We start from the raw sequence: 23037 nt of genomic DNA on the forward strand, positions 1-23037 counted from the left end.
CATTGATTCGAAGCGGGCTATGTCGCCCATCGGACTACTTCGCAGATCGTTCGTCCCTGCGTTCCCTCGCGGGACACCGCCCTCGAATCAGCTTTGGTGCCTCACCGCTGGCAAACTGCTTTTACCTCATGTCATGCTTGGAACAAGGTGCCATCGCGCAGCATGGCGTGCATGATGACCGCGAGCCGGCGGGCAAGCGCAACGCGGGCCTTCTTGAAGCCACGGCGCTTAGCGATCTTCATAGCCCATGTTTTCAGGGCGAACGTTTGTTGGCACCGGAACAGGATCGAGTTGGCTGCCTCGAAGAGAAGCTTGCGCACCGTAGCGTCGCCCTGCTTGGTGATCCTGCCAGTCCAATCGATCTCGCCGGATTGATGGCGTCGAGGTACCAACCCGAAGTAAGCTCCGGCATCCCGGGATTGGCGGAAGCGCCCCGCATCATCGAGCGCAGCAGCGAAGGCCGCCGATGTCTGCACGCCAACACCCGGTATGCTCATCAGGATTTCACAGGCTTGCGACTGGCTGGCGATGACGCGCAGCCTTTGGTCCATCTCCTTGCCCAGGGCCAGGGCAGTAGCCGAACGTGGCACAAATGCCTCGGATCGTGTTGTCGAGCCCCACGCGGGCTTTCACAAGGTGGCTACGCGCGGTGATCACGCTTCGCACTCCGTGCGCCGCCGAAGATTTGACGTGCACCTCCTTGTAAAAGCCCGTGCGCGCCAGCTGCGCCAGCCCTGCTGCGTCGTGTGGATCGGTCTTGTTCGCTTTCATCGTCTTCAGGCTCTGATGAGCTTGGCGGGCATCAATGCATACGACTGGAACACTGAGTTCGCGAAGGCCAAGGCAGATCGCGGGTTACATTCGTCCCGATTCGATCACGGCCCGCTCGGTCGATCCATATCGCTTCAGCATCCCGGCGATCGCCTCGGGGGAACTCTCGACTTTCTTCGAGACCAGCTTCCGACCATTTTCGTCAACGATGCAGACCTGCGTGCTTTCCATCGACAGGTCCAATCCGGCATAATGCTTAATGGCTGCTTCCTTCCTTCAGGATTCGACAACCAGAAGTGTGCACCTCAACCGAGGTCCGAGAGAAGCAGCCGCAATTACACGATGATTCGCAACTAGTTCGTTGAGAGACAATGCCTTGCGGCACGCCGGATAAAGGCTTGTACCGAGGCTGCGAACAGCCAAGCCGTGGCGGATGCGATGGTTTGCTCGAAGTCCTTAGCAAGTCGGCGATTTCGGTTGAGCCAGGCGATTGTCCTTTCGACAACCCACCGACAGGGCGAGACTTCGAAGCCCTTGACCAAGTGGGAGCGTTTGATGATCGCGATTATCCAGCTACCCAAAGGCTTCACAGCATCTTTCAGTTTCTGGCCAGCATATCCGCCATCAGCGAATACGTGCCTTAGCCAGGGAAACAGCTTGATTACGCCACCCAAAACGATTGGAGCTCCGTCGCGATCCTGAATGTCAGCGGTATGGACAACGGTGTGAACCAGATTGCCTTCGGTGTCGGTGAGGATGTGTCGCTTGCGCCCTTTGATCTTCTTCCCGGCATCGTAGCCCCGAGGGCCGCCACTTGAGCTGCGCTGAACTACGGTTCCGTCGTTTTGACGCTCTGGCTATCAATTACACCGGCGCTGGGCGTGGCCTCGCGACCCTGCGCTTCGCGGACCAGCATGAGAAGCCCATGGTTCAGGGCCTGCCACAATCCCGTATCGCGCCAGAGGTAAAACCAACGGCGCACCGTTGAGACCGCAGGAAAGCAAGGCGGCAGCATTCGCCTTGGCAGCCCACCCCGGAGCAGATAGAAGATGGCCTCCGCAATCCGGCGCATCTCCCACTTCCTGGGTCGGCCCGTTCTTGCTGGTGGAGAAAGAAGGGGCTCAAAAATGGCCCATTCGGCATCGGTAAAATCAGTTGGCAAAGCCAACCCGCTTCGCGCATGGAGAGCGCGAGTGGTATCGGTCCACATAGTTGTATCCAAGGTAGTTCTTGGCGAAACCCCTGAATCAATGACGGGGCAAGCCGTCAAGCTAACCCGCTGATACCACTCAACTTAGTTTCAGATCGGGTGACATGACCCCCAGCTTTCCACCATCTGGGATTAGAGCCGGGCCGCTTTTGATCCGACACCATTCTCTGGACCACCCGGGGTTAGAGTCTCCCGGCCAGGGTCACGGTGACGGGCTGGGTGCGTCACCGGGATTCATCATCGTGATCGGGGGCTTGTTGCCGATGGAACCGTGCGGCCGATCCTCGTTATAGTATCTGCGCCACTCCTCCAACTTTTCGCGGGCATCTGCAAGCGTCAGGAACCAGTGGGTGTTCAAACACTCTGCCCGGAAGCGTCCGTTGAACGCCTCGATGTACGCGTTGTCAGTGGGCTTGCCCGGCCGGGAGAAGTCGAGCGTCACGCCCCTGGTGTAGGCCCACAGATCCAGGTCCCGGCTGATGAACTCGGAGCCTTGGTCGACCCGGATCGTCTTTGGATAGCCGACCACGGCGCAGGTCGCCTCGAGGGTCTGGACGACATCCTCGCCGCGGTAGCTGAACCGAGGATCGAGCACCGGTGAGAACCGCGAGAACGTGTCCACGACCGTCAGTACGCGGATCTTACGGCCCGTCGCCAACTGGTCATGGACGAAGTCCATGGCCCAAACATCATTGACGCGGGAGGCCGCGCAGCGGTCTTCCCTCAGCTTAGCCTTCACCCTGCGCTTGGGCGTCTTGTTGCGCAGCTGCAGCCCCAACTCGTTGTAAATCCTGTGTGCTCGCTTCATGTTGATCTCCCAGCCTTCACGGCGAAAAAGAACGTGGACGCGGCGGTAGCCGTAGCGGACGCGCGTCTCGCAGATCTCTCGGATGCGGGCTTCGATGCCGGCCTGCTCGCGGCGGCGGGATTTGTAGTGGTAGGTCGAGGTGTCCATCTCCAGAACCCGGCAGGCCCGGCGGATCGACACACCCCAATCACTTCGAACCCCGTTCACCAGCTCGCGTTTACGAGCAGGCCTCACAGTTTTCGGCGGATGACGTCCTGCAGCATTTCCTTGTCGAGCGACAGGTCCGCCACAAGCTTGCGCAGCTTTGCGTTCTCATCCTCGAGCTGCTTCAGTCGGCGCATGTCCGGCGGAAGCATGCCATCGTACTTCTTCTTCCAGTTGAAGTAGGTCGCCTGGCTGATCCCGACCTTGCGGCAGATGTCCGCCACGGGAACACCGTCCGCTCCCTGCTTCAGAATGAATGCCTTCTGGGCGTCAGAAAACCTTGATGCCTTCATCATCCTTCGCTCCTCCCAGCCAGGGAGATTACGGCGAAAAACTCTAACTCCAAGCGATCCAGTTTTCCGGGATCAGATCAAGGGGCTATAGGGCGGAAGGAAGCGCATAGTTGCGCCGGCCGCTTCGATCTTTTCGCGCACCGCCGCTCGCTTGTGGCTCGACAGGTTGTCCATGACGACGATGTCGCCGGGGCGCAGTTCGGGAACGAGCACCTGGGTGACATAGGCTTCGAACCAGTCGCCGTTGATCGGTCCGTCCAGCACCATTGGTGCGACCATGCCGGCCATGCGCAAGCCCGCGACCAGTGTAGTGGTCTTGCGATGACCGTGCGGGAAGCCCATCCGCAGCCGCTCGCCTTTCGGGCAGCGGCCATGGCTGCGGGTCATGTTGGTGGCGGTCCACGTTTCGTCTATGAACACGAGCCGCTCGGGTTCGAGGTCGAGTTGGCCGTCGAACCACTCCCGCTGCTGCTTCAGGATGTCGGGCCGGTCCTGCTCGATGGCATGGCCAGTCTTTATGGGATGGCCCGCCCCTTTTCCCCGGCATCGGATATGATGCTGGTGCTTGAAGAGGAAAGGAGCGGACCGATGTCTATTGTGATCCTTGGCGTTGATTTGGGCAAGAATGCCTGCAGTGTGGTGGGCGTGGATGCGGCGGGAGCTGTCGTCGTACGCAGGTCGATGCGCCGCCAGACGCTGGTCGACTACGTTGCCAAGCTTCCTGTGTGCGTGGTCGCGATGGAGGCATGTTGCGGTGCCCATTATCTGGGGCGCCTGTTCGCCGCGCACGGACATGAGATCCGGCTGATGTCGCCGGAGTACGTACGGCCGTATGTCAAAGCACAGAAGAACGATGACCGCGACGCCGAGGGGATCGCCGAGGCCGCCTCGCGTCCAACGATGCGCTTCGTCGAACTCAAGACCCAGGAGCAGTTGGACATCCAGACGCTCCACCGGGTTCGCTCGCGCCTGGTGGCTGAGCGCAGGAGCCTGACCAACCAGTTGCGGGCGATCCTGCTGGAGCGCGGGACCATTTTCCCGGTTGGGCGGCGCAAGCTGGAACTCGGCATCGATGCCCTGCTGGCCGATGAGGATACGACCTTGTCACCGCGCCTGCGCCAGTTGGTTGCCGAATTGCGCGAACTCGATACCAGGGTGGAAGCGCTGAACGGCGAGTTTGTCGAGCTGGCGCGCAATGACGCGGCTGCCCGGCGGCTCACATCCATCCCCGGCGTCGGGGTGCTGAACGCAACTGCCCTGATTGCAGCCGTGGGCGATGCCAGCAGCTTTGCCAAAGCCCGAGACCTGGGTGCCTGGCTCGGTCTGGTGCCCCGTCAGCATACTACCGGCGGCAAGCCGCGGCTGCTCGGCATCTCCAAGCGAGGCAACACCTACTTGCGCACCTTGCTCATCCACGGTGCCCGAGCAGCATTGCCGTCGCTGGCGCGAAGCGAGACCCCGTTGGGGCGCTGGTTGACAGGAATGATCGAGCGAGGAGTCCACCGCAATGCTATCGTCGTCGCGCTGGCCAACAAGCTGGCGCGGATCGCATGGGCGTCCTTGCGCAAGGACGCGACGTTCGAACGCGTCTACCCAGTCGCGGCATAATCGGATCGGCCGCACGCATCTTCGTGCATAGGCCAACGATGTTTGCAGGAAGGATCGTGAAGATGGCCCGACAGTCGATCGGCGTCTGGAAAGCCCGGCCAAAAAAATGGCACTCGTTGCCGGCGTCTTTATTGTGGCTCCAGACGTGCGGATGTCCATCTTGGCCATGGGGTCACCCATGAGACCGCATACGTTGACGCAGACTGATCAGAACACTTCAAAATCCCCCTTGCAGACGGGGCGGGCCATACGTTTTTTGCGCGTCATGCCCCGACGCATGAAGAAGCGATGCAACCCGGCGACCGAGACGATCAGGCCGATCTCGGCCAGGCCAGCGCGCAATTCCTCAAGGGAGATGTCCTTGCGCGCCTCCCAGATGGCGAGGATGTCTGCCGCACGCTCTTCCACCCGTCGTGAGCGCATGTCGCCGCCCTGCGGCTTGGGAGCATAGTCACCGGTCTCGCGCCGCTGCGCCTCCCACCGGATCGCCGTCGATGGCGCGACACCAAACCGGGTTGCCGCAGCACGGCAACTCATCCCGCTATCAACCGCCGCCAGAAGTCGGGAACGCAAATCCATCGAAAGAGCTTGGGCCATCCATGCCGGCCTCCTTCACCAGCATGGATTCTGAATCAGAAATCATGTCCCGCGGGAATCCCCCGCCGATTCAAAGCGGTCGAAAACCGCTCTAGTGAAATGCGCGTCCGCGATTTTGCGAAACGCCTGTCCAGAACTTCTGAAATACGCACCTGAGAGAAGACCGCGCTCGGTTATTTTCTCATTCAAGCCCAAAACCCGCTTGCGCAACGGACGGCAACCACAGAAGTGCTAACGTATTAGTGTCATGTATTCCGCACCGATTCGCCTCCAATTGAGATAGGTATCCAAGGAGCGTTTACTCGCACTTGCCTTGTCTCGTAATTCTTCCAGCGGCATTGCTGCGAAATCAATGATTGCATCAGCAACGGATCTGGGGTTACTGGTTGCTGGATAACTATCGGGTCAAGTCCTTGCTCGACCAGCTCGGCAAGACCACCTGTGGCGGTGCACAGCAGCAGCCGCTCCGAACACGCAGCCAGCACCGCAACACCCGATTGCGAGTTGAAATCCTCGTAAGGCAGGATCACTGCATCGCATTCGGCGATCAGCTGATTGAGACGCGGTTCCGGGATGAACTCGATTTCCGTATGAATATAACCATCGGTCCCGGGGAGACATGCCGCGCACTCATCCCAGTAGCCAATATCCTCCTTGTGCGGGGCCCCGGCTATCGTGAGACTTACTCGTGCGCCGGATGCAACGGCAAGCTTCACCGCTTCGATCGTTTCGAGAATACGCTTGTTGCGCCGCAGCATGCCGAAGACCAAAATCTTACGATCTCCTGGCGGTAGTGTGGTGGCAGTAGCGTAGGCACCATGCGGAATGACGGTGGCTTGTCCGCGCCGTCCGAATTCCTCTTTTATTTGGTCTTTCGCACTTCTAGTCAGCGTTACAAGTTCATGAGGTAGCAGGTAGCTGGCTCGCAGCAGCATCAACTCCAACCATCGCATCGTCGGGGAGGATGCCCAGGCATGGGGCTTGGCATCATGCACGACGTAGATCAGCCGCCCGCCGATCAATCGAATCCAAACCATCTGGAGGGCCAGAATAATAAGCCAATCGTAAAAAGAGATAACATATGTGCGAGCATGGCGGCGTGCACGCGCGAAGGCAATAAATGTCGAAACGATCCGTCCCGCCGTCCGCAGCAGGCGCACTAGCTTGCTGCCCTTGCCATAGGACCCCCGCGGCAGTTCTATCCGCCGCGTGGCGGCGACAAGCTGCTCACGCTCTTCGGGTTCGGCCCTCGGTGCGATAAGCAGGATGTCGCCACCTGCCGCCGACATCCCGGCCGCCATTTCCAGCACAAACCATGAAGCACCGCCACGATAGGCGGATGTGTATACTATTGCGCGCTTACCTGTTTGCTCGCCCGCCGCGCCATCCACCATCAAAGCCTCTTGTATTGCGCCGCAACCATGGCGCAGGTAGCAATACTTAAGATTGCGGTCCAGTAGGACCGCAATCTCAGAGCCCGATCCGAAACTAAGTTGAGTGGTATCAGTGGGTTAGCTTGACGACCCGCCCAGTCGTTGATTCAGGGGTTTCGCCAAAATCTACCTGGGATACAACGATGTGGACCGATACCACTCGCGCTCTCCATGCGCGAAGCATGCTAGCTTTACCAACAGATTTAACCGATGCCGAATGGGCTTTCTTCGAGCCACTTCTTCCTCCACCAGCAAAGACAGGTCGACCACGGAAGTGGGAGATGCGCCGGATTGTTGAGGCTATCTTCTATCTGCTCCGGGGTGGGCTGCCATGGCGAATGCTGCCACCTTGCTTTCCACCGGTTCTCAACGGTGCGACGCTGGTTCTACATATGGCGCGATACTGGGCTATGGCAGGCCTTGAACCATGGCCTTCTTATGCTGGTCCGTGAAGCAAAGGGGCGTGAAGCCTCGCCCAGCGCCGGTGTGATCGACAGCCAGAGCGTCAAAACCACTGAAAGTGGCGGACCTCGGGCTACGATGCTGGAAAGAAGATCAAAGGACGCAAGCGTCACATCCTAACCGACACCGAGGGCAATCTGGTTCACGCCGTCGTCCATACCGCTGACATTCAGGATCGCGATGGAGCTCCGATGGTCTTGGGCGGCGTCATCAAGCGGTTTCCCTGGCTGCGGCACGTGTTCGCTGATGGCGGATATGCTGGCCAGAAACTGAAGGATGCCCTGAAGCCTTTGGGTAGCTGGATGATCGCAATCATCAAACGCTCCGACACGGTCAAGGGCTTCGAAGTCTTGCCCCGCCGGTGGGTTGTCGAAAGGACAATCGCCTGGCTCAACCGAAATCGCCGACCTGCCAAGGACTTCGAGCAGACCATCGCATCTGCCACCGCTTGGCTCTTCGCGGCCTCGGTACAAGCCTTCATCCGGCGTGCCGCAAGACACTGTCATTCAACGAATTAGTTTCGAATCATCGTGTAATTGCGGCTGCTTCCCTCGGAGCTCGGTTGGGGCGCACACTTCTGGTTGTCGAATCCTGAAGGAAGGAAGCAGCCATGAAGCACTATGCCGGATTGGACTTGTCGATGGAATCCACGCAGGTCTGCATCGTTGATGACAATGGTCGGAAGGTCGTGTCGGAGAAAGTGGAAAACTCTCCGGAGGCGATCGCCATGATGCTGGAGCGATACGGTCCAATCGAGCGGGCGGTGATCGAAACGGGCCGCATGTCGCCGGCGATCTGCCTTGGCCTGCGTGAACTGGGTGTCCCGGTAGTGTGCATTGATGCCCGCCAGGCCCACCAGAGCCTCAAGGCAATGAAGGCGAACAAGACCGACCCTCACGATGCCGCCGGCCTCGCGCAGTTGGCACGCACCGGCTTCTACAAGGAGGTGCATGTCAAATCTCCGGCAGCGCATGGCGTTCGCAGCGTCATCACCGCACGCAGCCATCTGGTGGAAGCGCGTGTCCGGCTCGACAACACGATCCGTGGTCTCTGCGCGACGTTCGGCTATCGGCCCGGCGCAGGTCAAGGAAGGCCTTCCTCGAACGGATCATGCAGGCCGCCCACATCCCGGGCCTTGGCGACGCCATCGCATCCTTGCTGTCTGTGCGCGCAGAACTGGTCGGGCAAATCAAGGAAATGGACCGCCGCCTGCGTATCATCGCCAGCCAGTCACAGGCTTGCGAAATCCTGATGACTATACCGGGCGTGGGCGTGCAGACATCTGCTGCCTTCGCCGCTGCAGTGGATGAAGCGGGGCGTTTCCGACAATCGCGCAATGCCGGCGCCTACTTCGGCCTTGTGCCCCGACGTCATCAGTCGGGCGAGCTAGATTGGACAGGCAGGATCACCAAACAGGGCGACAGCACGGTGCGCAAGCTGCTCTACGAAGCCGCCAACTCGATCCTGACTAGGAGCTGAGAGACCTTCGCTCTGAAGACATGGGCCATGAAGATCGCCAAGCGCCGGGGCCTTAAGAGGGCTCGCGTCGCCCTGGCTCGCCGCCTTGCGGTCATCATGCATGCCATGCTGCGCGACGGCACTTTGTTCCAAGCTTGAGTTGGGGTAGAACCTGCTTGCCAGCGGTGAAGCGTCAAAGCTGATCCGAGGGCGGTGTCCCGAGAGGGAACGCAGGGACGAACGATCTGCGAAGGTAGTCAGATGGGCAGCAAAGCCCGCTTCGAGTCAATGCAACGTTCGCCTCTGTGAGACCCGATACAGCACGACCAAGCTCCGGCTCGGTCAGTGCGGACAGATCCATGAAACCCTCAAGGGATCACACCGCCCAGCTCTGCAATTACAGATCCGACTCTAAGACATTCTGCAACCCGTGCCGCTGTCGCATTATACTGTCGCCACCATTCCTGAATTGCGCAAAAACCGTGGTGGGTCGAGACAAAGGGAAGCCAATATGGGAAACTCGCAGCGCCGACATCGCATTATCTCGCGCCTGTGCCGTATTCTGCTTTTGCCGAGCGCTATCTTGATAGCATCTCCCAGGCTCCCGGCTCCTTTCGAGGAGGGCGAGTGGATTGCGCTTACCGATCCCTCACTTGAAATAAAGGCCGACAGCCCGCTCGATTTCTCTTCCATCACCCCTGCCCTGCCAAATGCGCGGATGAAGATCGACGGCGAGAAACTGACATTCGGCGGTAAGGACCTACCCATCAATTGCGCCACGCTGGGGCCGGGATTTTCTAATACCGCAGGAAGCGGTTTCCCCGACCATGACGTGGCCACGCGTTACGCCGAGCAATTACGCCGTCATGGCTACAACATGGTGCGCTTCCACTTCGTCGACGCACTGTTGATGCGGGGGAGCAACCAGGACCTCGTGTTCAATCCGCAAGAATTGGATCGGTTTCAGTTCTTCGCTGCCCAGTTGCGTGCCCGCGGTATCCATTGGTTGATGGACATCCAGAGTTCGCAAAATGCCGCGCTCGGCAACGTTTTTCCGCATCGCTGGGCTGAAAATCGTGGAATGCTGCAGCGGATCTTCTTCGAACCGACCGCCCTAGCGCACTGGCAGGATTTGGCGCGCCTACTGCTGACTACGCGCAACCCCTATACCGGCATGTCGTTCGCCCAGGACCCTCACACCGCAGGCCTGATCCTGGTCAACGAACCCGACCTAGATTTCTACATGGAACTGGTAAATCGGTTCAAGGATGGACCTTTGCCACCGCTCTACAAGGATGCTTTCACTAAGTCGAAGGGCTTGGCACACCTCCCAGTGCAGCTTCCCCGATCAACCCGAGAAGACAGCAGGGAAATGGAAGATTTCCAGCGCTTCCTAGTCCGGCGCCAAGCCGAGACACTAGGCACCATGGCAAATACCATCCGCCAACTCGGCTACGACGGTCCCTACACAACCTTCAATTCCTGGAAACGCTACAACGTGACACCGGTCAAGCGCCTCCTGCCGATGATCGACAGCCATTCCTACGAGCACGAGCAGGTTGCTCTGGGCGTCGGACCCGGAACGAGAATGCGCAACCATTCCTCGTTCACCGATCTTGCCAAGTATCTCGGCCTTGCCGCATCGACACGCCAGTTCGGCAAGCCGTTCATCATGACCGAGCACGATCAGGAGTTCTGGAACCAGCGCCGCTTCGAATCCGGCCTATTCGCACCAGCCCTGGCCTCGATCCAGGGCTGGAACTTGATTTGCCGCCATGCCGATGGCCCGATCGATCTGGCTTATGACGGACAAGGCGTGCGCAAGGAAGCTATCAATCCGGGCGGCGTCGGTCTCGATCCCGTCGCACGTGCCGGCGAAACGCTGACAGCCCTACTTTGGTCAAGACGCGAGATCGCCCCTGCTCCGTCGCGATTGCGACTGTTGCTGGACGATGATGAAGCTCTGCTCAACGGTGGACGTCGGCAGGCCCCCCACGATATCACGGCGCTTGCATGGGTGGCCCGGCTTGGACTGGCAAATGCAGACGGCGGCGGGACGCACCCGGTCGACATCAACCAATCGCTCGCGCCCGACCCAGCTTCCGATCGCGCCGCCCCGGACACATCGGCGCGGACGACATCACTCCTTTCGGCGCTTCGCCGCACAGGCGGGATACCCTCCACCAACCGCACCAACCCTGCGCAGGGATTATGGCAATCGCCCCAGGGCCAGGTACTTCTTCATTCGTTGGACAACGAACTAACCGTCTCGACGCGGTTCACGGCAGCAAGGGTCGGAGATGCGCTGAACAGCCCTGTTGTCGTGGGTCCTATTCAACTGATGCGGTCCGATGCTCCGGCATTGATCGCATTCAGCTCGCTTGATGCGAGGCCATTAGCACGGAGTGCGCGCATCCTTGTTATCCTGGCCGCCGATGCGCGTAATACCGGCATGGCAATTACCTCCAACGGCACCGCTATAAGTTTGGGCCGCTTGCCGATCGAACTCAAGCGAGTTCGCCTCGACGCCGTTTTGAAAACGGATCCGAGATATCGCTGGATGCTGTCACCACTGACCCTGAACGGGAAGATCATATCTTCTGCAGCCCTCAAACAACAGAGCGGCACTGTCAAAATTTCACTGGACACAGCGGCGAACAAAAAATTCCCGACGACCTTCTTCCTGCTTTATAGGCGCTGATCAGTGGAGCCTTTTTTGATTTTTCCATTAAGGACGGCCAAAAGCGGAATCTCGAAAGACTTATGGATCATAGCTGCGGTGACGTGACCCCCTGATTTTCCTCCACGAGCGATTAGAGTCTGGCCTTGAAGGAAGGACAGACGATGAAGCGTGCAAGGTTTTTCGGACGAGCAGATCATTGGCGTGCTGAAGGAGGCAGAGGCGGGCGCAAAGACCGCTGATTTGGCTAGGCGGCATGGGGTGTCGGAAGCGACGATCTACAACTGGAAGGCCAAGTATGGCGGGCTGGAGGTATCCGAGGCCCGGCGGCTGCGTGATCTCGAGAGCGAGAACGCCAAGCTCAAGCGGCTTCTGGCCGATGCAATGCTGGACCAGGCTGCGTTGAAGGATCTTCTGGCAAAAAAGTTCTGACGCCCGCCGCGAAGCGGGAAGCTGTCGCTCATCTCCAGGCGTGCCACGGGATGAGCGAACGGCGGGCGTGCCGTGTCATCGATGCTGATCGCAAGAGCGTGCGCTACCGTTCCACACGGGACGATGGTGCGCTGCGTGAGAAGCTGCGCGATCTGGCCAACCAGCGGCGCCGGTTCGGCTATCGCCGTTTGCACATCCTGCTGCGCCGGGAGGGCGTGATGATCAACCGGAAGAAAACCCAACGTCTGTATCGCGAGGAAGGGCTGGCGGTCAGGCGGCGACGCAGCCGCAAGCGTGCTGTCGGGACCAGGGCACCTGCTCCGGTGCTGGCGCTGGCGAACCAGCGCTGGAGCCTGGACTTTGTTCACGACCAGATGGCCTCTGGCAGGCGGTTCCGCGTGCTGAACGTGGTCGATGACGTGACCCGGGAGTGCCTAGCGGCGGTGCCGGACACGTCCATCTCCGGGCACCGTGTCGTGCGCGAGCTGACCCAGCTGATCGCCCAGCGTGGCAAGCCCGGAATGATCGTCAGCGACAATGGCACCGAGCTCGTAACTGCTCAGGAGGTTGGCACTGAGGCCGATCAAGCGACGGCGAAGCGTCCGTCGACGAGATCGCGGATTGCGCTGAGTGCGGACTGGCCAGAGAGGCGTGCGGTGCCGGTGACGGAACGGTATCCGGCATGGATCTGAGCGCCCCAGTCTGACCTGAAGCCGTTGGTGACCTTACGGAAGACGACCGAGGGGCGGATTTCGCGCTCGGAGATGTTGTTCGTGGCCGGCACGTCACGGTTTTTGAGGAAGACGAAGAACTTCCCCCGCCATGCCTTGATTTGCTTGAGCAGAACGCGCCCGGCGGGATGAGCGACAGGTCTGGCAACCAGACGATCGAGGATATTGTCGGCTTTGGCAGCATAGGCGGCCAAGGTGCTGTCCTTGAGCTGGTCTCGTCGTCGCCCGACCTTGATCGCCCAGCGCAGATGGTCGCGGATGCTTGGCGCAAAGGCAGTGTCGCCGCTGTCGATGGCGTACTGAACATCGCGCAGGACATGGGCAAGGCAAACCTGATGCTCGCGTCCCAACTCCTGCTGACCCGAATAGCGGTCGGAGACCCAGACATCGGGCCGATGCTGTCCCAGTACGTCTTCGGCAACGCTGCGGGCCCGGCGCGAGGCAATCTTGTGCAGGACAGCGTCGCTGGACAGGAACACCCACTGCCACTGCATCACGCCGTTGGTCCGGGTTGTCGTCTCGTCCGAAGCAATGATGCGCGCCTTGAGCAATTTGGCGCGGATCGCAGTCGTGGCCGCATCCATGCTGGTGCGCAGGCGGCGGAACATGTTGGCGATGGCACCTTCAGAGATTGTCAGCCCAAACAGTTCGCCAGCAATCCGGGAAAGGCGCTCGAAACCCACGTGATGGCTATGATGCAGATAGGCCATCAGCGCACGGATGCCGGGGCCGAAGGGCGAACCGGGAGCCATGCCCACAGGCGCCTGCGCCTTGTAGCGTCGGCCACAGCACCGGCAGCGCCCACCCCACAACTCCACCCGGGTGACGACGGGACGGCTCGGTGGCAGGTCGACATGATCGTAGCGCTGCCGGCACTGCTGTACCTGGCCGGTCACATCCGTGCCGCAATGGCCGCACTCGCTGGCCATGACTCGTTCGGTCGTGTCGGGTGTCTCGGCCAGTGGGCGGTGTTTGCCCTCGCGCGCAGGCCGCTTGCCTGTCTTCGGCTTGCGCCCCTTGCCACCCTTTTTGCCAAAATCGTCCTTCGAGGGCGGGATGTGCGAGTTCGAGGATGTCTTGCGCGGCTTGCCGACCAGGCCCTCAAGTTCCGTAATCCGCGCCGCCATTCGTTCGATCATCTCGTGCTGGGCCAGAAGAAGCTCGTTCTTCTCAGCTTCGCTCAGCACATGAAGCGGGGGTGGGGCCATCAGCAGGGTGAATCAAACTCCGAGTCACCGCGCAACCATTTTCTGCCAACCTCCTGAGCAGTTACCCGTAATCCGCGCCGCCATTCGTTCGATCATCTCGTGCTGGGCCAGAAGAAGCTCGTTCTTCTCAGCTTCGCTCAGCACATGAAGCGGGGGTGGGGCCATCAGCAGGGTGAATCAAACTCCGAGTCACCGCGCAACCATTTTCTGCCAACCTCCTGAGCAGTTACCCGAGCTCACCAGCAACGCCGTTCTCGCATGGTGCGGAGAGCTCGGCGTGGAGTGGCATTACATTGCTCCGGGCAGGCCGATGCAGAACGGCTACGTCGAGAGCTTCAACGGCCGCATGCGCGATGAGCTGCTGAACGAGACCTTGTTCATGAGCCTTGCCCATGCACGGCTCGAGATCGCTGCCTGGGTCGAGGATTACAACCGGGAGAGGCCGCACTCGTCACTTGGCTACGCAACCCCGGCGGCGTTCGCCGCCAAACTGGATAAGCAATGGCCCGCTTCGCTACGCCCTACGGGCTCCGCTACGCAGCCCATTGCTTCAACTGCGCCGATGCGCAAAACAACCGCCCGGCTCTAATCCCAGCTGGCGGAAAGCTGGGGTCACGTCAGTCACGTCATGACAACCCAAAGTCAGAGCATGGCTGGACAGGCATCCCCGCTGGACCTTCCATTTTGTGCCGACGTCCTGCTCATGGCTCAATGCCGTCGAGGGCTTCTTTGCAAAGCTGACCCGCAGGCGTCTGAAAAATGGCGTCTTTCATTCCGTCGTCGATCTGCAGGCCGCCATCAATCGCTTCATCAGCGAACATAATGGCGACCCCAAACCGTTCGTATGGAAAGCCGACCCTGACAAAATTATCGCCGCCGTCAGGCGCGGGCACCAAACGTTGGAATCAATCCACTAGTTTGCTTGGAAGCCATGTTCATCGACATGTAACTGAAAGCGGCCTTGCGGAAGCGAGAGCTTCACGCGGTAAAACTTACAAGGTGACGTGTAAAGAGCACCGGATACCGGTCCGCTTGACGCGGTCAAAAATTTTGACCCTATACATTCAAATGATAATGGCATTATTGATCGATGTGGAACATTAAGATCTGATAGCCTAAAAAGGGCTCGAAACTTTGTACGATGGTCGTGCTTCGATAGAATCTTGCTAGCAATGACGCGCTGCACTGGATCCACATTCTCAACTTCCACTACGATCTTCCCTACACTCGCCCCAATGCGAACGCTAACACCTGGTTCGGGAGCCAATTGCCATTCGAACGGCCCTCGCCGAGAATCTCCAAAATGCTGATCAATAGTAATGGCACCTGAAGCCGGCGTCAGATAGCCTTGGCAACGAGAATGGATCAGGTCAGCCGCCATGTTAACACGATCTTCTGAAACAAGCTTCCGAGCAGTCTGCCCTAGCTGAATGCAATCAGATTCACGATTATAAGGCGGCGTCTGTGCGAGTAAACTTGCTCTCTCATTCTCTGCCCCATTGTCTTTAAGCCAATCAGCAAACCTGAACCAAGCAATTCCGTTTTGGGCAAATGCTGGTGCAATCTTTGAAGCGTAGGTCCCAGCATTTGCTGTAACAAAAACACTAGGGTCCAAGGCGTCCAATTTGTTCAGATTGGAAAGAGCGACCAACCTGGGTGCAACAACGTTCCAGTTGTTTGCAAGAGCCGCGCTCTTGATCACGATTGCCTGTACGGCTACGTTCCGCCACCCAAAAGACGCAGCCTGCGCAAGTGCCTGTGAAGACATCTCTGGTTTCGACACTGCACTGCTTAGAGCCAGCGAAGTCAATGCTTCGACAGACAAAGGTTGTTTCAGCACCGCTGCGCGAGCAATGGTTATGGCTTCATTATCTTTGCCGTTTTCCAACGCTTGACGGCTTGATGCAGGCAAGGTCTTAAATCTGACTAGTTGGGGCAGAGATACATCGCTCAACCCCAAATTTCCCATCATTGTGTCCGCCGTCAGCACTACTACCATCCCAGACAGCAGGCAAAATGCTGCAATCCGCGCCGACATCCGAAGGTGCGAGGTATTAAGCAAACCTCAAGCCTCGTCCTGTCCATAGCTATAGTAGTTGTATCCGTAATAGCCATACTTGGAGTTGGCAGCTTTTGGATCGAACTTTGTAAGCACCGCCCCGATGATACGCGCGTTAACAAGGCTTAAGCGGCGCAGCGCGGACTTTACGGCGCCCCTGTGACCTTGCGACGAGTCCACCACCATCAATACGGCTTCGACATGGGCAGCGATCGATGCCGTGTCCGACAGACCCAGCATTGGCGGGCAGTCGACTATGACCACTTCCGCAAGGCCACGAGCCTCCTGAATTAACGCATTCAAGCGCCCACTTCCAAGCAAGATTGAGGCTTCTGGCGGCCTTGGTCCAGCCAGAACGAATGACAATCCGGCCTCTTCGCCATCCTGTTGCACGACGTCAGCGAGCTGAGTATTTCCACTGAGCACATCGGAAAGTCCGCTCTGCAGCTTTATCTTTTTGATCCGGTGCAATGTGGGACGCCTCATGTCTGCGTCGATCAGCAGTACTCTGCGGCCAAGACGGGCAAGATCAATCGCAATGGCATTGGCGGTCGTCGACTTGCCCTCAGAGGCTTGTGAACTTGTAATTGCGATAGACGAGGGAATGCCATCGGCCGTTGCATAGGTGAGATTGGTCACCAACGAGACGTAAGCTTCACTTATCGGCAGCTTGGGATCGGTTCTGACCTGATCCAAGGCAGCACCTTCGGCGTCACTTCCAACATGGGGTATCAGTCCAAGCATCGGCACGCCAAGCTTACCTTCTACGTCTAATGGTGAACGGATCGTATCGTCAAAGTGATCTTTCAAAAACACGAATGCCGCTGCAGTACCCATACCCAACAGCAGGGCAATGGCGATGTTCTTCGGAAAACTCGGCGATGTCGGCTCAGAGGGAACCTCAGCCACGTCTACAACCGATACGTTATTTGCTGACGCCCCAGCCGTGGCGGTCAACTGGTTGTAACGCTCAAGCAGCGCATCGTACGACGAGCGGTTGGTCTCTGCGACACGCTTGAGCACATTGTACTGTACCCCCGATCCTGTTCGGTGAGCGCAGCGCCTTTAAGCGCTGCCACTTCGCCCTGCAGTGTCTTCTCCTTTTCAAGTGCAGCGCGAAAATCGAGATAGACTGAACGCTTGATGCCATTGCCCAGCGCCTGGATCTGCTCTTCGACACGAGCCGATTGGGTCTTCAGCGCGAGCACCGACGGATAGTCATCCAAGTATCGCGCTCGAGCTGCTGCCAGCTCTGCGTCGATCTCCGCCTTCTGTTTGATCATCGCCTGCATTGCCGGATTGGCGAGAGCTTGTGGCGTTGTCAGCACAGGCACATTGGCAATCGCTTGCCAGCGATCCTCTGCCGCAGCACGCTCCGCGGCCGCCTGGTTGGCCGCTGAGTTAGCTTGAACGAGGCTTTCGTTAGTGACCGACAAAGTGGTTTCGCGGTCCGCGTTGGCGCCCTGTCCTGCCACGCGGATCAGGCCCGCTGCACGCGAATACCCGTTCAGTTCACGCTCGGATGCCTCAAGCTTTGTCCGCGCTTCCTGCAACTGCTGCGCCAGAAAGTCGCGAGCATAGGACGAGCTCTCGAACTTGCGGTTCAGGTTGCCTTCTATATAGCGCTGCGCCACCGAGTTCGCGATCTTTGCCGAAAGCGCGGGATTAGCTGACCGGAAGCCAATCGATATAACTCGGCTCTCCCTGGGAAGAGTGATCGTCAGGTTCTTCTGTAACAGCTCGATTGCCTGCTCCAGTCGGTAATCATCCAGCGCCTTTTTGCCGACAAGGTCAGATGGCAGGTCAGAACTTTCCGGCAGCCTGTTCTTCACAGCTTCGAAAAAGGAAGGATCTGTCGCAAGCTTTTCAGCTTGAACAACACGAGTGGCCAGAGAACGGCTGTTAAGAACGTCCACTTGCGTCTGCAGGAACCGGTCAGCATCTTGGTAGGATGCGGCTGGAGTGAGTTCACTGCCTTCGAGGATTTGATCAGCTTGCTGCTCCACTAGCACCGATGCCGTCGCAGTGTACATTGGCGTCATCAGCAAAGTCGCGATGACGCCGAGTGCCACTGCTACTGTCACGATCCCTACGATCCACAGGGCTTCACGCCGCAACAGGTTCAGGATACGCCGAAAATCGATAGCGAACATGGGTTCGTCGATGTCGACTTGCTGATACTCGGCCGGCTGTCCGCCCGCTTGCAATGCCTTGCCCCGCACTGAAATGTCACCCGCCATGATCAGAAATTCCGGAAAACGTTAAAGATTGGCGCGGCCGCAATGAAATCGCGATAGGCGCCCTTGACGGCGTTGAAGCCGACTACGATCTGGTCGCCTCCGAGAATCTCGGGATCAGGCGCGCGACCTTCGCGGATATCCTTGAGATTGAAAATTGCGCCCATGCGCTGTCCATTGACCTGCCTGAACACCACGATTTCGTTGACTTGCGCAACACGTGTAAGCCCCTTGGCTCGGGCTATCGATTCCAGAAGACTGGACGACCCCGAAACTTCGTAGACACCTGGTTCGATCACGTTGCCTTCAACCACCACGCGCTGTGCAGCGGAGGTTTCAACGCCGACCACGACCTGCGGATTGACGATGTATCGTGCTGACAAGCCCTTCTCCAGCTCGCGGCTGAGCTCGATCGGGGACTTGCCTACAACGCGAACCGTGCCGACCAGTGGGAAGTTGATATTGCCGCCGGCATCGACCTGGATCTTCTCGAACGAGAGATCAGGCTCCTGGAAAGTGCGGATAGAGAGCGTATCGAGCAGGCCGATGCGGTACTGCGCAGGGCCTTTGCCGGGGTCTGCTGCCGGAACCATCTTGTACGCATCCTCGCCGCGCGGCAGATATGCGGCGGGCGAATAGCAACCTGAGAGCGTAAGAATGAGCAACGCCGACAGCGTGACAGGTTGAACCTTCAAGTCTGCTTTCCTTCATACTCGGGTGGCCGGGTCAGCAAGCCGACCAGCAAGCCGGCAATCGCCAGCATGGCTTCATTGCGAAGGGGGTAGTCGATCAATGCCTGCCCTGCAATCATCACGAAAGCTGTGGCGCAGATCACTTTTTGAGCACGATGCTCGTCATTCACGGCCTTACTGAAAAGGCGCAACAGCAGGAATCCAACCCAGCAGAGCAGGACGGCATATCCGACGATGCCACTTTCGATGCCAAGCTCAAGGAAGTCGTTATGTGCGCGGTTTGTCACGGCCGGAACGAGATTTTCGAGTGACTCATATATCGGGAAGACGGTCGTGAATGTACCGGTGCCGGCTCCTGCTGGCCAGAATGCCTGCCAAGCGCTCCACGAATCCTCCCAGATCGCAGGCCGTGCATCCTGAAGATCATCGAACCGGCTAAGTGCCTGCTGCACTCTCGTATTGCTCAGGAGCAAGCTTACAGAGGCGATACAGGTTATCACCAGCACAGTGACACCAATCACGGCTCGGTGGCCCGCCTCTTTCAGGCGGCCCTTGCGGGCAAGGAGGGACTGCCCAACCCGCCATGCCAGCGCCGCGCAAGGAACGATCGCAAGCGCAAGCGACGATCGCGACTGGGTCAGCACCACGGCGATTGCCAACATGAGACCAATCCCGATGCGCAGGCCTAGCTCAAGATTGCGTGCTCGCAATTGCTGCGGGAGCAGGATGACGACGAGCAGGCAGATATCGAGAAACAGGCCTGCAGGGTTATGATAGGCGAAGAAACCGTGGAGCTGGTGCGGATTGCGGATCTGGTTGTAGGGAATGAGAATGCGGTTGCCCGACGAGAGCTGGATAGTGCCGAGCAGAACCATGAACAGGCCCATGGCAGCCAGGCTTTTTAGCACGAAGCTGCGATCGCGAACCGTTGCATTGGCCACCAGAAGCGCGGCACCAACCGCGGGAATGAGGCTCAATGCCGCCATCATTGTCCGCGCAGGATCAACCGAGAACGACATCCATGCATCGGGCATTTCTGCAGCCGTCAACGAGGCCAGCACAAGTTCACGACCGGCAAGCTTTGTCCACAGCTCCGGAGGCAACTTAATGACTTGCAAGACTGGCAGTGCGACAGTGATCGCAATCAGGGCAAGCAGCGCGCGGTCCAACTTTGCAAACTGCAGCGCGGTTTCTGGCGCTCTTGCGGGCCAAAGCAAGATACCAAGGACAACAAGTTGCACCAGCATATTGGGCAACGGGTAAGGAACGCCGCCTCCACCCAAAACAAGCGACACTGCCAGGATTGCGATCAGCCGAGCTTGCCGAACTTTAGGAATGCGCTGCAAACCAAAGCTCTCCCAATCAGAATGTCTCTATCTCGCAGAGCCGGGAATGCGCCATCGGCAACAATCTGCAGGCGCAAAAAAAGGCTGGCCGATCAAGCCGACCAACCTTTCCTTGTATCAGATTTCGCTCAGCCGTTCGACTTGTCGATAGCCTTCACGATACCGTAAGTGCCAAGGCCAAGGGCAATTGCACCAATGATGTAACCAGCAGCGGTGATGCCATTTTCACGCTTCACCGAGCGCGACGCACGGACTTCCTTGCTGCTGAGAACGGGCTTTACGCCATTGAGCGATGCAGCCGCAGTCGTGCCGGCATTGGCCGCCACAGGAGCAGTCAGCATCGCCGCAGCAGCGGCAGCGGCAATCATAGACTTGATCTTCATAACGGTCTCCATTCCAGAATCAGTTTGCGACCTGTGGGATTGAAATACCGCACTGCACAACCAATGGCAACTGCTTAATATTATGCGTTCAGTGCGCCCCCATCCACAACCCGCCGGTCCCTGGTTGGTTTCTGCCCGGGGCAAGACGCAACAATGTAGACCAGGCTGCGCTATCGTCAAGTGTCTGTATTATTTTGCATTATCTCGTACATCGCTCTGACAGGCGACGTGAGAAGCTCTTCCCCGGACATGGCAGGACGTCCGGATCGTCACCGCTGTCGGTGCTGACTAAATCATGAACATCATCTTATCTTTAGTTCAGGCGGTCATGCGCGTCCGCCGCAACCGGCTAAGCAAAAGGCCTGATAGCGCTGCAAACGCAGGGTTAACCACGACTATCCGATCATGGCCTCATGACCATTCGGCCTGCGTCCTCACCTACCCTGACCCAGTGCTGGTTCACTCGAGCACATTCCCCTGCGCGCAGATCCCGGACACGCGACAACGAGTATTTCGTTGCCGCCTGTCGCTACTGCCATCGGCCTATTCATTCACGCTCCGGCAACCATTGGACACTTGCTGACGGGTTTGACCTTGATGCCCTTGCCGAACAGGCAACCCACCCGTTCATCTGTGTCAGCGATCCCGCAGATGGCCTCGTTATAGCCCGGATAGCGATCGACACTACGGAAAGCGATGATGCCGCCCAGGAGCAACTGGCACATGTCAAGGAGCGTTACGCAAGCATGATGCCCGATCGCACCCTTGACATCAGAGTGCTGGGGCGGGCCCGAATCAAGACAAGGACATGAACCCGGCGGCTCACCCTTGAGCTCGGCTTCACGAAAGCGCCTGTGACCCGCTGCTCTCACGCATGCCGTCGATAGCCCGCACCGGATGGGATCTTACTTCGCCGGTCTTCCCCATGGCCGCGACTGGCTGCAAGTCAGGCTGGTGCAGGTGCAGCCATGTCGCATACTGATCTCTCACCGGCCCTGCCTGCCTCTCCCGCTTGCGGACCCTGCGCATCCGCAGCAGTCGCCGTCAAGGCCACCCGGTACGCGCATCTGTTGCAGGGTCATTGCCCATCATCGGCCCTCGCTGCAATTGCACGGAGGCCTCTTGGTTGAGAAGCAAGTGGGGCTATGCGTGCGTGCGCCAGTTCAGAATGTTGGCGGAGCGCCGGACACGCCCGAGGTCCGAAGTCTGTCGTCAATCCGTTTGCAATGCGCCTGTGACCGGATACCCAGCGTCACCGGTTGAAGACGGCAGGTTCTGCCATAGCCACACGAACTGGCTTTGGTGCATCAATGTTTGGAGATTCTTATAAATGTCGAAAGTTCCCGTACTCGTCACCGGCGGCGCAGGCTATATCGGCAGTCATGCCGTTCTGGCACTGAGCGATGCGGGCTATCCCGTCGCGGTCATCGACAACCTGACCACCGGATTCCGCTTCGCCGTACCTGACGGCGTCGCTTTCTATGAGGGCGACATCGAGGACGGCGACCTTCTGTCGCGCATCTTTGCCGAACAGGGCATCCGCGCCATCATGCATTTTGCCGGGTCGATCATCGTCCCCGAATCGGTCGAGAACCCGCTCAAGTACTATCACAACAACACCGCCAAGAGCCGCGCGCTCATTGCCGCTGCGGTTGCGGCAGGCGTGCCGCATTTCATCTTTTCCTCCACTGCTGCGACTTACGGCATCCCCGAAGTCTCGCCGGTCACCGAAGACAGCCCCAAGCGGCCGATCAATCCCTACGGCATGTCCAAGCTGATGACCGAGACCATGCTGGCCGACGTTTCGGCTGCCCATCCGCTCAACTACTGCGTGCTGCGCTACTTCAACGTGGCCGGCGCCGATCCCGAGGCCCGCACCGGCCAGTCTACCGCTGGCGCCACCCACCTGATCAAGGTCGCGGTCGAGGCAGCCCTGGGCAAACGCGCCTCGGTCGGCGTGTTCGGCAGCGATTTCGACACGCCCGATGGCACCGGCGTGCGCGATTACATTCACGTCTCCGATCTTGCCGCAGCGCACGTCCTGGCGCTCGAGGCCCTCATCGCTGCGCCCACGCAATCGCTGACCATGAACTGCGGCTACGGGCGCGGCTTCTCGGTGCTCGAAGTGCTCGACGCGGTCGATCGCGTCACCAACCGCAAGATCGTGCGCGAGATGCAAGGGCGCCGCGCCGGTGATCCCGATTCGCTGATTTCCGACAACAGCCGCATCAAGGCCACGCTGCCGTGGGTGCCGCGCTATGACGATCTCGACACGATCGTCTCCCATGCGCTGGCGTGGGAGCGCAAGCTGAGCGAAATCCGCGGTCAGTAACTGCCTGGCCTACGAGGACCAGCTCTCGTGCAGGCCTAGTGTGCAAGTTAAGACAGAATTTACCATGCCCTGCGTTCCCCTTTCCGGGCATTT

The 23037-nt window shown here is 58.9% G+C and carries 13 protein-coding genes and 9 pseudogenes; 8 read left to right on the plus strand and 14 right to left on the minus strand.

Going from position 1 to position 23037, the window contains the following annotated elements; translation table 11 throughout:
• Positions 1-131: 131 nt before the first annotated feature.
• From C7W88_RS17550 to C7W88_RS17565, 4 genes and pseudogenes are all read right to left on the minus strand, one after another.
• Positions 132-1002: pseudogene (locus tag C7W88_RS17550) on the minus strand (IS110 family transposase).
• 122 nt (positions 1003-1124) lie between these two features.
• Positions 1125-1981, minus strand: a pseudogene (locus C7W88_RS17555) (IS5 family transposase).
• A gap of 202 nt (positions 1982-2183) precedes the next feature.
• Positions 2184-3286 (minus strand): IS3 family transposase gene (locus C7W88_RS17560; protein WP_118075835.1). Its coding sequence is split into 2 segments (ribosomal slippage): positions 2184-3025 and positions 3025-3286, totalling 1104 coding nucleotides; the frame shifts between segments, so codons are not numbered across the junction.
• A gap of 81 nt (positions 3287-3367) precedes the next feature.
• Positions 3368-3802 (minus strand): annotated as a pseudogene (locus tag C7W88_RS17565) (IS630 family transposase); the annotation flags it as partial.
• A 72-nt stretch (positions 3803-3874) separates the two neighbouring features.
• Here C7W88_RS17565 and C7W88_RS17570 point away from each other — a divergent pair.
• A complete protein-coding gene (locus C7W88_RS17570; protein WP_118075837.1) occupies positions 3875-4894 on the plus strand; it encodes an IS110 family transposase in 1020 nt (339 codons plus the stop codon).
• 234 nt (positions 4895-5128) lie between these two features.
• Here C7W88_RS17570 and C7W88_RS17575 read toward each other — a convergent pair.
• Together C7W88_RS17575 and C7W88_RS17580 are read right to left on the minus strand one after the other, a co-directional pair.
• Positions 5129-5491, minus strand: a pseudogene (locus C7W88_RS17575) (IS630 family transposase); the annotation flags it as partial.
• Between the two features lie 245 nt (positions 5492-5736).
• A complete protein-coding gene (locus tag C7W88_RS17580; RefSeq protein ID WP_118074902.1) occupies positions 5737-6885 on the minus strand; it encodes a glycosyltransferase family 4 protein in 1149 nt (382 codons plus the stop codon).
• Between the two features lie 182 nt (positions 6886-7067).
• On the opposite strand from C7W88_RS17580, the pseudogene C7W88_RS17585 reads away from it, so the two are divergent.
• From C7W88_RS17585 to C7W88_RS17600, 4 genes and pseudogenes are all read left to right on the plus strand, one after another.
• A pseudogene (locus tag C7W88_RS17585) lies at positions 7068-7904 on the plus strand (IS5 family transposase).
• 92 nt (positions 7905-7996) lie between these two features.
• Positions 7997-9003 (plus strand): annotated as a pseudogene (locus C7W88_RS17590) (IS110 family transposase).
• A 271-nt stretch (positions 9004-9274) separates the two neighbouring features.
• Entirely contained in the window at positions 9275-11545 is a 2271-nt protein-coding gene (locus C7W88_RS17595) for a hypothetical protein (protein WP_162896203.1), read from the plus strand.
• Positions 11546-11688: 143 nt separating this feature from the next.
• A pseudogene (locus C7W88_RS17600) lies at positions 11689-12513 on the plus strand (IS3 family transposase); the annotation flags it as partial.
• Between the two features lie 26 nt (positions 12514-12539).
• On the opposite strand, the gene C7W88_RS17605 reads toward C7W88_RS17600, so the two are convergent.
• Positions 12540-13895 carry an IS66 family transposase gene (locus C7W88_RS17605; RefSeq protein WP_118074889.1) on the minus strand — a complete coding sequence of 452 codons (1356 nt, stop codon included), beginning with the start codon at positions 13893-13895 and terminating at the stop codon, positions 12540-12542.
• Between the two features lie 232 nt (positions 13896-14127).
• Here C7W88_RS17605 and C7W88_RS17610 point away from each other — a divergent pair.
• A pseudogene (locus tag C7W88_RS17610) lies at positions 14128-14484 on the plus strand (transposase); the annotation flags it as partial.
• A gap of 43 nt (positions 14485-14527) precedes the next feature.
• A pseudogene (locus C7W88_RS17615) lies at positions 14528-14812 on the plus strand (IS630 family transposase); the annotation flags it as partial.
• Here the strand turns inward: C7W88_RS17615 and C7W88_RS22930 are convergent.
• The 7 genes from C7W88_RS22930 to C7W88_RS22935 all read right to left on the minus strand — a co-directional run bounded on the left by C7W88_RS22930 (position 14809) and on the right by C7W88_RS22935 (position 21337).
• A complete protein-coding gene (locus C7W88_RS22930; protein ID WP_162896204.1) occupies positions 14809-15885 on the minus strand; it encodes a hypothetical protein in 1077 nt (358 codons plus the stop codon). The pseudogene C7W88_RS17615 and the gene C7W88_RS22930 sit on opposite strands and share 4 nt — an antisense overlap.
• Before the next feature lie 75 nt (positions 15886-15960).
• Positions 15961-16977 carry a polysaccharide biosynthesis tyrosine autokinase gene (locus C7W88_RS17620; protein ID WP_118074904.1) on the minus strand — a complete coding sequence of 339 codons (1017 nt, stop codon included), beginning with the start codon at positions 16975-16977 and terminating at the stop codon, positions 15961-15963.
• The gene (locus C7W88_RS17625; protein ID WP_118074905.1) at positions 16908-18194 is read right to left on the minus strand and encodes a GumC family protein; all 1287 of its coding nucleotides are present in this window, start codon (positions 18192-18194) and stop codon (positions 16908-16910) included. Before C7W88_RS17625 ends, C7W88_RS17620 begins: the two co-directional genes overlap by 70 nt.
• 2 nt (positions 18195-18196) lie before the next feature.
• On the minus strand, positions 18197-18886 hold the full coding sequence (locus C7W88_RS17630) for a polysaccharide biosynthesis/export family protein (protein WP_220429425.1): 690 nt from the start codon (positions 18884-18886) through the stop codon (positions 18197-18199).
• Complete coding sequence (locus C7W88_RS17635; RefSeq protein WP_162896205.1) at positions 18883-20229, minus strand: O-antigen ligase; 1347 nt, start codon at positions 20227-20229, stop codon at positions 18883-18885. Before C7W88_RS17635 ends, C7W88_RS17630 begins: the two co-directional genes overlap by 4 nt.
• Positions 20230-20357: 128 nt before the next feature.
• Positions 20358-20612, minus strand: a complete 255-nt coding sequence (locus C7W88_RS17640) for a hypothetical protein (protein WP_162896206.1) — start codon at positions 20610-20612, stop codon at positions 20358-20360.
• Between the two features lie 551 nt (positions 20613-21163).
• On the minus strand, positions 21164-21337 hold the full coding sequence (locus C7W88_RS22935; protein WP_162896207.1) for a hypothetical protein: 174 nt from the start codon (positions 21335-21337) through the stop codon (positions 21164-21166).
• A 605-nt stretch (positions 21338-21942) separates the two neighbouring features.
• Here C7W88_RS22935 and galE point away from each other — a divergent pair.
• Positions 21943-22944 (plus strand): UDP-glucose 4-epimerase GalE, encoded by a 1002-nt coding sequence (galE, locus tag C7W88_RS17650; protein WP_118074909.1) that lies wholly within the window; start codon positions 21943-21945, stop codon positions 22942-22944.
• Positions 22945-23037: the final 93 nt, after the last annotated feature.

The organism is Novosphingobium sp. THN1 (assembly GCF_003454795.1).
Lineage (GTDB): Bacteria > Pseudomonadota > Alphaproteobacteria > Sphingomonadales > Sphingomonadaceae > Novosphingobium.

Coding starts and splice junctions, on each gene's coding strand:
- C7W88_RS17570 (WP_118075837.1), top strand. CDS start 3,875: ATGTCTATTGTGATCCTTGGCGTTGATTTGGGCAAGAATGCCTGCAGT.
- C7W88_RS17580 (WP_118074902.1), bottom strand. CDS start 6,885: ATGGTGGATGGCGCGGCGGGCGAGCAAACAGGTAAGCGCGCAATAGTA.
- C7W88_RS17605 (WP_118074889.1), bottom strand. CDS start 13,895: ATGGCCCCACCCCCGCTTCATGTGCTGAGCGAAGCTGAGAAGAACGAG.
- C7W88_RS17625 (WP_118074905.1), bottom strand. CDS start 18,194: ATGGCGGGTGACATTTCAGTGCGGGGCAAGGCATTGCAAGCGGGCGGA.
- C7W88_RS17640 (WP_162896206.1), bottom strand. CDS start 20,612: ATGAAGATCAAGTCTATGATTGCCGCTGCCGCTGCTGCGGCGATGCTG.
- C7W88_RS22935 (WP_162896207.1), bottom strand. CDS start 21,337: ATGTGCCAGTTGCTCCTGGGCGGCATCATCGCTTTCCGTAGTGTCGAT.
- galE (WP_118074909.1), top strand. CDS start 21,943: ATGTCGAAAGTTCCCGTACTCGTCACCGGCGGCGCAGGCTATATCGGC.